Raw genomic sequence first — 12,572 nt, 5'->3', positions numbered from 1 at the left:
GGGAATATGTCATCAGTGGCAGGTTTTGCTGTGGCATTTTTCTGCAGCAGAAGGTTTTTCTCTGGCAGAACATATGTTTGGTTGTCCTAGTTACGACAACCGTTGGAGAGAAAGATGACCGAGGAGTGGGGCGCGATTCTGGTTGTTGACGATGATGTCGAGATGCGGGCGTTGGTTCATGATGTGCTGAAGGCCCGCGGACATCAGGTCACCACTGCCGGGAATGGGCAGGAGGCGCTCATACAGTTGGCGCAAACAGACTTTGCCGTGGTGCTCACGGACCTACGGATGAAGGGAATGGAGGGCACAGAGCTCTTGGCGGAGATTAAGCGTCTCTACCCGGACACCGGCGTGATTCTGATGACGGCGTTCGGATCCGTAGAAACTGCGGTCGAGGCGATGAAACATGGCGCCAGCGACTATCTGACCAAACCGGTCAAGAGTGACGAGATCGTGCGCGTCGTCGAACGAGTCGTGCGGGAGGCTGCACTCCGGCGTGAAGTGAGCCGGCTGAGGAAGGAAGTCCATAAGGAATACAGCTTCCACCAAATTCTCGGCAAGAGCAAAGCGATCCAGGGGGTATTCGATCTCATCCGCCGGGTCGCTGATAGTCCCACGAACGTACTCATCACCGGCGAGAGTGGGACCGGCAAAGAGCTGGTCGCCAAGGCGATCCACTATAACAGCGACCGGCGAGAGGCGCCGTTTGTGCCGGTGAACTGTGCAGCGATTCCCGAGCAGTTGCTGGAAAGCGAGCTCTTCGGTCACATGCGAGGGGCTTTTACCGATGCCAAGATGGATAAGCGGGGCTTGTTCGAGGAAGCGCAAAAGGGGACGGTGTTCTTGGACGAAATCAGCGAATTGCCCCTCATGCTTCAAGCCAAAATCCTGCGCGTGATTCAAGAGAAGGAAATTCGTCGGGTAGGGGCGACGAAGCCAATCTCCGTCGACGTGCGGATCATTGCGGCGACCAACCTGAATCTCAATGACGAAGTCAAAGCCAAGCGATTCCGAGAAGATCTTTACTATCGACTCAACGTGATCGAGCTCAAGCTGCCGCCGCTGCGTGAGCGGCGGGAAGACATCCCTCTCCTCGTCGACGCCTTTCTGAAGAAATGTGGAGTGGTGCGCGGGAAGGAAATGAAAGGAGTGAATGAGGCTGCCCTCGCCATGCTGATGGATTATGCATGGCCCGGCAACGTCCGTGAACTGGAGAACGTCATCGAACGGGCGGTCACCCTAAGTTTGGGGGAAAAGATTTCTCCGGATGATCTCCCGCCGGCCGTGCAGGGTGCGCGCGGAGACCGCCGTGTTCTGGACGAGGCGGCGGAAAAAACCCTTCCGCTTCATGAGATCGAAAAAGAATACATCAAGAAAATCCTCGAAAAGATGGGCGGGAACAAATACCAGGCCGCGCACGTGCTGGGCATCGACCGTAAGACTCTCTATCGCAAACTTGGCGAAATCGAAGGCAAAGCCCAACCAGAACTGTGATCGCCTCATTCAGATCGACGTAGGCCGGAATCGATCGTATGAAGGTTGAGAAAAGTCTTGTCATGTGCGCCGCGCCAGTGGCGATCCCGGTCTTGGCCTTTGCCATTTTTGTCCTTGATCTGCTGACTCCGGTGGGGGTGGCAGTGTCCGTCCTCTACGTCATCCCCCTCGTGATGACATTCCTTTCTGTGCGCGAACGAGATCCTGTCTACTTCTGCATCGTCGCAACAGGACTTCTCTGGGCCGGACTGTTCTTGAAGCCTTCCGCTTTGCTTATCCAGTACGGTGCGTTGAATCGGGCCTTGGGCACGTTGGCATTGTGGTTCATCGCGGGTGCGCTACTCCAACTCAAAAGAACCCGAGCTCATCTGGCCACTGCCGAAACAGGTAAGAGCCAAGCTTTGCAGGAACTGATGTCGGAACGTGCCGGGCGATCGCAAGCGGAAGGGTTGCTCACGGCGGCGCAAGAGGCGCGGGCCTCTGCGGAGACGGCGGTAATGGGAGCGCTCGCTAGCCGCCGAGAGGCGGAGGAGCAATATCTCATCACCCGTCTGAGATTGGAAGGCATCATCCAGTCTGCAATGGATGCGATCATTACGGTGGATGAACGACAACGCGTCTTGATGTTCAACGACGCAGCCGAACGTATGTTCAAATGCCCGGCTCGTGAGATGATCGGCCAACCGCTTGATAAGCTCATTCCCGATCGATTTCGTGAGGCACATCGGCTGCACATCCAGAGGTTCGGCGGATCGGGCGTGACGAATCGGAAGATGGGGGGGCTTGGCACGATCATGGGACTTCGTGCCGACGGCGCAGAGTTCCCGGTCGAAGCAGCCATCTCGAACATCATCGTTGAGGGCAAGAAGTTCTACACGGTGATCCTGCGCGATATTACAGATCGGAATCAGGCTGAGCGGCTGGTACGCCAGAGTGAAGAGCGCTATCGACAACTCATTGGTGTGTCACCCCTCGCGATCGTGGTCTATCGCGGGGATCGAGTGATCTTCATCAATGACGCTGGTCTGAAACTCTTCGGGGCAGTGAAAGCGGAAGAGATTCTCGGGAAATCGCGCTTCGACCTGTTCCATCCGGACTGTCATGACTTGATTCGTGAAAGAGTCCAGCAATTGATGGAAGGCAAGATGACGGTGCCCATCGTTGGAGAAAAACTCGTGACGCTCGATGGAAGGGTTGTCGACGTCGAAGTGAGCAAAGCCCGATTTATTGATGAGGAAGGGCCGGCGGTTGTGGCCATGATTCGGGACGTCAGTGAACGTAACCGGCTTCAGGAACAGCTCCGAAGAACCGAGCGGATTGCAGAACTCGGTACGCTTGCCTCCGGCATGGCGCATGAAATCGGTACGCCGATGAACGTGATCCTCGGCCGAGCCGAGTACTTGATGCAACGAACGCAAGAGGAACCGCTCAAGAAAGGCTTGCAGACCATCGTCAGTCAGGTTGAGCGTATTACGAAGGTCATGAACCAGTTATTGGCCTTTGCGCGGCGGAGACCGGTGGAACGGCGGGCGCTCGATCTGCAAAAGACAGTCGACGATAACCTGGAGATTTTCGAGGAACGCCTGGGTCGGCATCGCATCGTCATCGAGCGAGCCTTCGCTGAGTCATGTCCTCCCGTGTTTGCAGACGCGGATCAGATGAGTCAAGTGGTGATCAATCTCGTCATGAACGCACTTCATGCGATGCCCGATGGGGGAACCCTGCGGGTTGGGGTTTCACCGCACGAGAGGATGGTCAGGCTCACCGTGGCTGACACCGGTCACGGCATCCCTGAGGAAGTCGTTGCCAAGATCTTCGAACCCTTCTTCACGACCAAAGAGTTCGGGAAGGGTACCGGTCTCGGCCTGACTGTTGTGAAGGGGATCATCGAGGAGCATCACGGAACCATCAGGGTCGAAAGTGATACCGGTAAAGGCACGACCTTCACGATTCATCTGCCGATGTATCAGCCGAAATCATAGCCTTCAGCCATCAGCTTTCAGCGTATGCGCAACTCCTAGAGTCAACTCTAATGTCTTCGCTGATAGCTGATCGCTGATAGCTGTTCCCATCCCCTGTAGCGGTTCTCGACAAATAACCTCACCCAATTGGGGTGTTTCTCCCCATTCCACCATCCTCGAATCGTCCTCCATCGTACGTTTCCTCAGAAATATGAGCCATTCTTCAGGGCGGGAGGGAGGATCACGCCGAAAGTTTATGAGGCACGTGACTTGCGTTTCCCTGAGCCAGGGGCCGATCCGGAACAGGAATGAGAGTGGTGACCGAAAGGAAATCCGCCGTGGTGCTGATTGTTGAAGACGACAATGATATGCGCAGTCTGCTCTGTGACGAACTCTGGAGCGAAGGTTACCAGCTCAGAGAAGCCAGAGACGGTGATGAGGCTCTTCGAATGGTGCTGGAGTCAGCGCCCGACTTGATTCTGACCGATCTGAAGATGCCGGCCGGGGGATTCGATTACATCAGTCGCCTGAAGACCTTCGCTCCCCACTCCCCAATCGTGCTAATGACCGCCTTCGGAGGGACCCGAATAAAGTCAGATGCATTGAAGTGGGGCGCCGCGGCCTACTTCGACAAACCGGTGCGGCTCGGCGAGTTGAAGGCGACGGTGCGACAATTGTTAACGAGCAAGGTTGCAGAGGAGTTCTGACAGCTTGTAGGTCTCAGCTGTCGGCCGAAGAGGTCGAGATGGCCGGATCTCTATCAAACCAATCAGCCTCCCGTAGCCTGAATGATCCTGTTCTCACGGCTCGTCTTGAGGCGATCAAACAACTCGCCGGTGGATTGACCGACCGTATCGCGGTCGTGGATCGCAACTTCAACGTCGTCTATGCCAACGAGTCGGCATGGACGGAAACCCTGCATGATGGAACGGGGGCACATCCTGCTAAGTGCTATGCGGTGTTCGCACATCGTGGTGGAACCTGTGAATCGTGCCCGAACATGACATTGTTCGAATCATCTGAAGTCCAGCCCGATGCCGGCGCCACCATCGAAGACCGGATGCCCTGCGACATGTATCAGGTTTTCCCGCTCACATCTGATCGGGGTGAGGTGGAGTTGATGCTGGTATTGTTCAAGCAAAAGACGATTCAGGGTCAGTCGGATCCTGCCCCTCCGCCAACGGAAAATTCCCTGCTCGCGCAGAGGGAATCCCTGGATGAGCTGATCGGTCGAAGTCCCGTGATGCAGCAGCTCTTCGAGATGATCGGCCTGGTGGCGGATAGTACCGCGACAGTCCTGATCCAGGGGGAGAGCGGGACGGGGAAGGAGTTAGTCGCAAAAACCATCCACAAAATTAGCTATCGAAGGAGCGAGCCATTTGTGATTGTCGATTGCGGTTCGCTGCCGGAGACGCTGCTCGAGAGTGAACTGTTCGGTCACGTGAAAGGGGCCTTTACCGGTGCGGTTTCGAACAAGCGAGGCTTGTTCGAAGAAGCGGATGGCGGGACGGTTTTCCTGGACGAAATCGCCGACACGACTCCATCGTTTCAAGCCAAGCTCCTCCGAGTTCTTCAGGAAGGGGAAATCAAACGTGTCGGAGGAACTCACCCGATTAAGATCGACGTTCGGGTCATCTCGGCGACCAACAAAGATCTTACCGAACTCGTCCGGTCGAAAGCTTTCCGACAGGATCTCTACTATCGGTTGGCTGTCTTGCCGTTGCATCTTCCGCCCGTTCGGGAACGACGGGAGGATATTCCGCTGCTCGTCAACCACTTCATCGCGACATCCTGTCAACGACATCGGCAGCCGTTCCGGACGATCTCGCCGGACGTGATGCACGCATTGACCGAAGCGACGTGGCCCGGAAACGTCCGCGAGTTACAGCACTATATCGAGCGGGCTGTGGTCACGACCGTTGGCCCTCAGCTGACGTGTGGTGACATCGTGGCGATGGGATCAGAACAGGCGGAACGAGACCTTCGATCTGTATCGCGGGGCGCGATGAAGCAAGCGGAGCGGGCACGCATCATCCAGGCTCTTCAACAGTCCGATGGCAACCGCGTCAAAACGGCCAAATTGCTCAAGATCAGTCGGGCAAGTCTCTATAACAAGCTGAGAACATATCAGATTCATTAGTGTCGTATTGTTGGGTTTGTAGGCAAGTGCTAAACACACGCGATCAGTAAATTCTTTGTCCGTTCTTTGATACTCTGAGAGCAAGCAGTTGTTGCCGATCTGGAATCATTACGGTGTTCGACGTTGTGAGTTTGCACCGTGATGAGTGTCCTCTTCATCGCCCTGCTCACATGTTATGCGGCGGGTGTCGTCCTACCTGCTTGTCTGCCAAGGCGCCCTAAACTGCAGAATCTTGTCGCCCACAGCTTCACCTGTGCGGCGGGCCTCCTTGGTGTAGCACTTGGCCTAGCAGGTCTGATCGCATCTGAACCCCTGACCACCTCGCTCTCCTCCACCATCCCCTATCTAAGTTTTGCAGTGCGCCTCGACCCGCTCGCAGCGGTTTTCCTGGTGACCATTTCGTTAATCGGTTTCGCTGCTTCAATATATGCCGTGGGGTATGTAACAGAGTTCTACGGCCGGCACTCCATCGCCGCGCTCGGCTCTCTCCTTAACGGTTTTCTACTCTCCATGACGCTCGTGGTTGTCGCGGATAATGGGTTCTTCTTCATCATCGCCTGGGAATTGATGTCGCTCATCTCGTATTTCCTGGTTGTGACGGAGCATGAGAACGCGGACGTCCGCTACGCCGGATTCTTTTATCTGGTCATGACTCACGTGGGAACGGCCTTTGTCGTGCTGACCTATCTGATCCTATTCCAGGCAGCCGGCTCATTCTCGTTCGAGGCGTTCCGTCATCCGACACAGTCCTTGCCAGAAGGGATGAGGACGCTGGTGTTTCTGGCCGCCTTGATCGGCTTTGGAACAAAAGCCGGGATCGTGCCGTTGCACGTCTGGCTCCCTTACGCGCACCCAGCCGCACCGTCGCATATTTCAGCGCTTATGTCGGGTGTCATGATCAAAACCGCGATCTATGGGCTGATACGTGTGTATTTTGATTTTCTCGGCGGACAATTCCCCTGGTGGTGGGGATTCGTTGTGTTACTTGTCGGAACTGTGTCGGCATTGCTTGGTGTGATGTATGCGCTCATGGAACACGACCTGAAGAGTCTCCTCGCATTTCATAGCGTGGAAAACATCGGCATCATTCTGCTCGGCATCGGAGCCGGCATGATCTTTCAGACATACGGGCTGAGAGAATTTGCCGCGCTTGGACTCCTCGCCGGGCTCTATCACACCGTGAACCACGCGGTGTTCAAGGCTCTGCTCTTTTTTGGGGCCGGTTCTCTTCTGTACGCCACGCACAGTCGGAACCTGGAGGAATACGGCGGTCTGCTCCGACGCATGGCCTGGACCGGCCTGTTCTTCCTTGTCGGTGCTGTGTCGATCTCAGCGCTGCCACCTACCAATGGATTCGTGAGCGAATGGTTGGTGTTTCAAACACTCTTCCTGAGTTTTCAACTTCCGGCTTTGTTCCTCAAGCTGATGCTTCCGGTTGCGGCGGCCATACTGGCCTTGACCGGTGTCTTAGCCCTGGCCTGTTTTGCTAAGGCTTTCGGCATGTCGTTTTTGGCGCTCCCGCGGAGCTACCACGCGCGCGATGCTGGAGAAGTTCCGATCGCGATGCGATTCGGAATGGGAATCCTGGCCGTAGTGTGCGTCATCCTGGGTCTGGCTCCCATGATCGTGGTGCCTCTCCTCGATCGGACTACGGCACCGCTGACGGGGGTGTCGATCAGCGACAAAATGTTGGCGCTCGACGGATGGGCGTTGGCACCGATGAACGTGGAGTTCTCGAGCATCTCACCGCCTGCGTTGGGGATCATGCTGATCGCTGGCGGTCTCCTTGCTCTGCTGTTGGCTTTCGTGTTCGGGGGACGGCTGGTGAGGCGCTCGTATAAAACCTGGGCCTGCGGGATTAATGTGTCGCCGCGAATGGAGTACACGGCTACGGGGTTCGTCCAGCCCATCAAGAGAGTCTTCAGCACCATCTATCGGCCGACCGTGAAGCTCGAGACTGAGTTTTTGGAAGAGTCCCGCTACTTTGCCAAGCGACGCCGATTTGAGTTTCACATCGAGCCGGTCTTCCAGAAATATCTCTACGATCCTGTGGTGGATGCCTTTATGGGAATCGCCGACCGGCTACGCATACTTCAGGCCGGCAGCCTGCACCTATACTTGGCCTATATTTTTGTTGCGCTCGTGATCCTGTTGCTGTTCGCCGTTTAAGAGAAGTCGAAAGAAAGAGGCAATCAATGATTTATATGGTCTTCCTCGTTGTGACGCAAGCCGTCTTGCTCCTTGCGATCTCCCCTTTTCTCGTAGGACTCATCCGCAAAGTGAAAGCGCGATTCCAGTGCCGGAAGGGCGCAGGTGTGTTCCAGCCCTATGCAGACCTTGCCAAGCTCTTCCGGAAGCAGCCGGTGGTTTCGACCACCACCTCGTGGATCTTTACCGCCGCACCCTATATTGTGTTTACCTCCGCACTGTCGGCAGGCCTGTTAGTCCCAGCGTTCACCTCTCAAACCCCCATGAACTTTGCGGGAAACATCATCGCGCTCGTGTACCTCCTTGCACTGGGGACGTTTTTCCTGATTCTTGCGGGACTGGATGCCGGATCAGCGTTCGGCGGGATGGGCGGCAGCCGGGAGGCCATCGTGGCGTCGTTGACAGAGCCGGCCATGATCCTCTCTATCTTTGCCATCGCATTGACCGCAGGCTCCACCAATCTCAGCACCATTGTCCATAAGACCGCGTTGTTGGAAGGCATCGTGACCGACCCATCGCCGCATCTGATGGCGTTGGCGGCCCTCTTTATCGTGGCGCTGGCGGAAACCGGGCGGGTGCCAGTCGATAATCCGGCGACGCACCTCGAACTGACCATGATCCACGAGGCGATGGTTCTGGAATATTCAGGCCGGTATCTCGCCTTAATCGAATGGGCGGCCGGGATGAAGTTGGCGGTGTTTCTCTCCTTGATCGCGAATGTCTTTGCGCCCTGGGGGATTGCAACCACGCTGACGCCCACCGCGATGGGAATCGGACTTCTCGCATATGTGGTGAAGATCGCTGGACTCGCGGTGCTGATTGGGACCCTGGAATGCATGTTCGCTAAATTGCGGTTGTTCCGTGTGACAGACCTCCTGGGTGTTGCCTTTATCCTCGCATTGCTCGGACTGCTGTTCTTTTACATCCTCCGGAGCTGAACGGATGCCAATCTCTTCTCACGTTGGATCGCAACTCGTTGATTTGTGCTCAGCGTTGTTGTTATTGACCTGCTTCGCGATCGTGGCGCAGCGACGGCTATCCGCCTGTGTCGACTTATTCGCACTGCAGTCGGGCTTCCTGGCTCTGACGGCGTCAGTGGTGGCCTTTCTGACCGGTAACCATCATATCTACATCGCAGCCGGGCTGACCGGCCTGATCAAGGTGGTGATCATTCCACGGGTTCTGAAAAAGGTCATCGAGCGGCTCAACGTCAAGCGCGAGCTGGTGATGAATGTCAACGTGCCGGCCGGGCTGTTAATTTGCGGTGCCCTCGTCATGCTGGCCTTCTTTATTACACAACCGATCATCGCGCTGGGATTTGTACTCACTCGCGATTCGCTCGCCATCGCGCTTGCGATCGTGCTCATCGGTTTTTTTACGATGATCGCGAGACAAAAGGCCGTGACCCAGCTGGTGGGCTTTCTCGTCATGGAGAACGGTCTATTTTTAGGGGCCACGGCCGCCACCTACGGGATGCCCTTGATCGTTGAGCTGGGTGTGTTTTTCGATGTGCTCATTGCGGCGTTGATCGCTGGGATTTACACGAACCGCTTACAAGATGCGTTTGACAGTGTGGATACCAGCCGTCTCACGGTGTTGAAGGAATAAGGGGGGATTCGACGGAATGATCGAAGTGGTGATTTTGCTGGCTGCGCCGCTCCTCGCCGGGTGGCTGAGCCTGATCGTTCACCGGTCCGCCTTGCTCCACGCGATCAATCTCACGAGCATCGGCGTGCTGGTGACGGCAGAAATCCTAATCAGCAGGACCGTCCTGAACAATGGGCCGTTCACGGCCCTGGCATCGTTGGTCTACTTCGACGCCTTGTCGGTTTTCATTCTCTTCATCATCGGAGCGGTCGGACTGGCCTGTTCGTTCTACATGCGCTCCTATATGGATGACCAGGTCGCACGCGGTGTGATCGCGCCCACACGACTCAATCTGTTCTTTTTTCTCTTCCACATGTTCTTGCTGTCGATGGTGATCGCGACGGTCGCAAACAGTGTCGGAGTGCAATGGGTGGCGATCGAGGCGACGACGCTCGCCACGACCTTTCTCATCGCCTTCTGGCGACGACGTGCTTCATTGGAAGCAGGCTGGAAATACCTCATCTTATGTTCGGTCGGGATTTCCCTCGCGCTCTTCGGCGTCGTGCTCACGTATTACTCGTCATTGCATGTGCTGGGTAACGTCAGTGAGGCGCTGAATGTCACGCAGTTGCTACGCGTTGCCGACCGACTGAATCCTCACGTACTAAACCTGGCCTTTATTTTTATGCTGGTGGGTTACGGCACCAAGGTGGGGCTCGTGCCCATGCATAGCTGGTTGCCGGATGCGTATACCGAGGCGCCGGCGCCGGTGGTGGCAATGCTGGCGGGTGTCCTCGAAGTTGTTGCGGTGTATGCGATCCTCCGTATGAGAATGATTGTGGATCACGCGGTGGCATCTTCTTTCACGGGAGGGTTGCTGGCGCTGCTCGGGTTTACCTCATTGGTGACCGGCGCGTTTTTTATCCTGATTCAGCACAACTACAAACGGCTGTTTGCCTATTCCAGTATCGAACATATGGGAATTGCCATGATCGGATTCGGAGTGGGAGGGCCACTGGGAACGTTCGGCGGGTTATTTCATCTGTTGAATCATGCGTTCGCCAAGTCGATGGCGTTTTTTGCCGCGGGCAATATTCATCGCCGCTTCCATACAGTAGAAATCGGCGAGGTGCAGGGGCTGGCCATCGCGCAGCCCTGGACCGCGATGGCGTTGATGATTTCAGGACTAGCTCTCTCGGCGCTGCCTCCATTCGCATCGGTCGTCAGTGAAGTGCAAATCATCACAGCGCTCGCTGCACAAGGGGTTCCGGGGGAATGGCTCAGCAGCACCGGAGGCATGGTGACCTTTGCTGTGTCAGATCAATTCAGTCGTTTGGGTCTTGCCGGAGTATTCTTGCTGAGTGCCATTCTGGCGTTCGGCGGCGTGCTCTATCGTACGACCGGAATGGTCTGGGGCACACCGCCGGAGGGAATCATCCGAGGAGAAATCTGGACGCTAGGCCATTTGCCAATCGTGTTGCTCACTGCCGCGCTGGTAGGATTCAGTCTCTTCCTTCCGCAGCCCATGCAGCAACTCTTAGAGCAGGCCACGCGACTTTTATTGATCCACTAAGGAGGACAACGGCCATGACAGAGGCGAGTTCATGTGAGTATGTGCTAAAGACTGCGTTTCCGTCGATCGCACAGAGTGAACCGGCGCAAATCGATTGCTCGCATTTTACAGTTCCCAAGGACCTGATTCCGTCGATCACCCACTACCTCCACACTCAACCGAGCCTGCGTGGTCGAATGACGATGCTGTGGGCTGTCGACAATCGGCCCATGCGCGACTCTTACGGATTGCACTACCTGTTTACTTTGGAGTCGTCCCGCCGATGGGTTTTGCTGTCCACCGAGCTTGCCGGGAACAATCGGCTGTTTCCTTCCATCACGCCCCACATTCATGCCGCCAAGTGGTACGAGCGTGAGATTCGCGACATGTTCGGGTTGATTCCGCAGGGACACCCGGATTTGCGGCGTCTCATCCGGCACGAACACTGGCCCAAAGGGGCACACCCGCTCAAGAAAGACTTTCACTGGGACCATGTGCTGGGTCGACAACAGGGTGAGCATCGTTTCCGCCACATCGAAGGAGAAGGGGTATTTGAAGTACCGGTGGGCCCCATTCATGCCGGGATCATCGAGTCGGGGCATTTTCGATTTTCTGTGGCAGGCGAACCCATCATGCAACTCGAGTTGCACCATTTCTGGAAGCATCGTGGAATTGAAAAGCTGTTCGAGCAACAGAGACTGACCGAGGCGGTTCCGTTGGCTGAGAGGGTGTCCGGCGACACGACGGTCGGACACAGTTTAGGCTATTGCCAAGCGGTTGAATCGCTCTTGCATCTGGACGTGCCGCGCCGCGGACGCTATCTCCGGAGCCTGTTTCTGGAACTGGAGCGCCTCCACAATCATCTCGGCGACGTGGGTGCGATCTGTAACGATACGGCCTACGCCCTGCCCCATATGCATTGCGGTCGGATGAAAGAGCGCATCATGCAGCTCAACGACCGCCTGAGCGGTTCACGGTTTCTCCGCGGGGTGAACCGGGTGGGTGGGGCTGCCGTGGATCTCACAAGAGAACAGCTGGCCGAAATCGTGGACGAACTGAATCGCATGGAACCGGACTTTTCAGAGTTGGAATCGATCATCGCCGCCAACGCCTCTCTGACAGACCGGTTGGAGACCACCGGTGTCCTGACAGAACGCACGGCATGGGATCATGCAGTCGTGGGAGTTGTCGGACGAGCGTCGGGTCTCGATCAGGACATCAGGCGTGATCGGCCATTTGCCGCCTACGACGAGCTGCCGGTCAAGGTAGTCCCTTATCGGTATGGCGACGTGCGGGCGCGAATGCGGGTCCGCATGGATGAGATTCATGAATCTATGCGGCTGATCAGAGAGATTCGCGAAAAGATTCCGCAAGGGCCGGTCGCCGTCGAACCAGACCGCACGCCCAACGCCGGTGAGTGGGCCCTCTCGGCAGTCGAGGGCTGGCGCGGCGAAATTGTACATATGGTGATGGCCGGAGAACAGGGCGCCATTCATCGATGTAAGGTGCGTGACCCGTCGTTCGTGAACTGGCCAGCAATACAATGGACTGTCCTGGGGAATATCATTCCGGACTTTCCGCTCATTAATAAGAGTTTCAATTTGTCGTATGCGGGGAACGACCTGTAAAT

At 56.2% G+C, this 12,572-nt stretch carries 9 protein-coding genes; all 9 read left to right on the top strand.

Translation table 11 applies throughout. From position 1 onward, the window contains the following. Positions 1-114: 114 nt before the first annotated feature. The 9 genes from VEI50_05565 to VEI50_05525 all read left to right on the top strand — a co-directional run bounded on the left by VEI50_05565 (position 115) and on the right by VEI50_05525 (position 12,570). Entirely contained in the window at positions 115-1,494 is a 1,380-nt protein-coding gene (locus VEI50_05565) for a sigma-54 dependent transcriptional regulator (protein ID HXX74574.1), read from the top strand. Positions 1,495-1,532: 38 nt separating this feature from the next. Continuing rightward, positions 1,533-3,476 carry a PAS domain S-box protein gene (locus tag VEI50_05560; protein HXX74573.1) on the top strand — a complete coding sequence of 648 codons (1,944 nt, stop codon included), beginning with the start codon at positions 1,533-1,535 and terminating at the stop codon, positions 3,474-3,476. 296 nt (positions 3,477-3,772) lie between these two features. Beyond that, positions 3,773-4,162 (top strand): response regulator, encoded by a 390-nt coding sequence (locus VEI50_05555; protein ID HXX74572.1) that lies wholly within the window; start codon positions 3,773-3,775, stop codon positions 4,160-4,162. 38 nt (positions 4,163-4,200) lie between these two features. Further along, on the top strand, positions 4,201-5,595 hold the full coding sequence (locus VEI50_05550) for a sigma-54 dependent transcriptional regulator (GenBank protein ID HXX74571.1): 1,395 nt from the start codon (positions 4,201-4,203) through the stop codon (positions 5,593-5,595). Positions 5,596-5,736: 141 nt separating this feature from the next. Further along, positions 5,737-7,764 (top strand): hydrogenase 4 subunit B, encoded by a 2,028-nt coding sequence (hyfB, locus tag VEI50_05545; protein HXX74570.1) that lies wholly within the window; start codon positions 5,737-5,739, stop codon positions 7,762-7,764. Between the two features lie 26 nt (positions 7,765-7,790). Continuing rightward, positions 7,791-8,741, top strand: coding sequence for an NADH-quinone oxidoreductase subunit H (locus tag VEI50_05540; protein ID HXX74569.1), 951 nt, complete (start codon positions 7,791-7,793; stop codon positions 8,739-8,741). A gap of 4 nt (positions 8,742-8,745) precedes the next feature. After that, positions 8,746-9,411 (top strand): hydrogenase, encoded by a 666-nt coding sequence (locus tag VEI50_05535; GenBank protein HXX74568.1) that lies wholly within the window; start codon positions 8,746-8,748, stop codon positions 9,409-9,411. Positions 9,412-9,427: 16 nt separating this feature from the next. Then, positions 9,428-10,963: a proton-conducting transporter membrane subunit gene (locus VEI50_05530; GenBank protein HXX74567.1), complete on the top strand. Its 1,536-nt coding sequence runs from the start codon at positions 9,428-9,430 to the stop codon at positions 10,961-10,963. 14 nt (positions 10,964-10,977) lie between these two features. After that, entirely contained in the window at positions 10,978-12,570 is a 1,593-nt protein-coding gene (locus VEI50_05525) for an NADH-quinone oxidoreductase subunit C (protein HXX74566.1), read from the top strand. The last annotated feature ends 2 nt before the right edge of the window (positions 12,571-12,572 follow it).

The sequence above is a fragment of the Nitrospiraceae bacterium genome, assembly GCA_035623075.1.
GTDB lineage: Bacteria > Nitrospirota > Nitrospiria > Nitrospirales > Nitrospiraceae > DASPUC01.
Note: the sequence above shows the minus strand (reverse complement) of the source record. Positions and strands in the feature narration are given on the sequence as shown.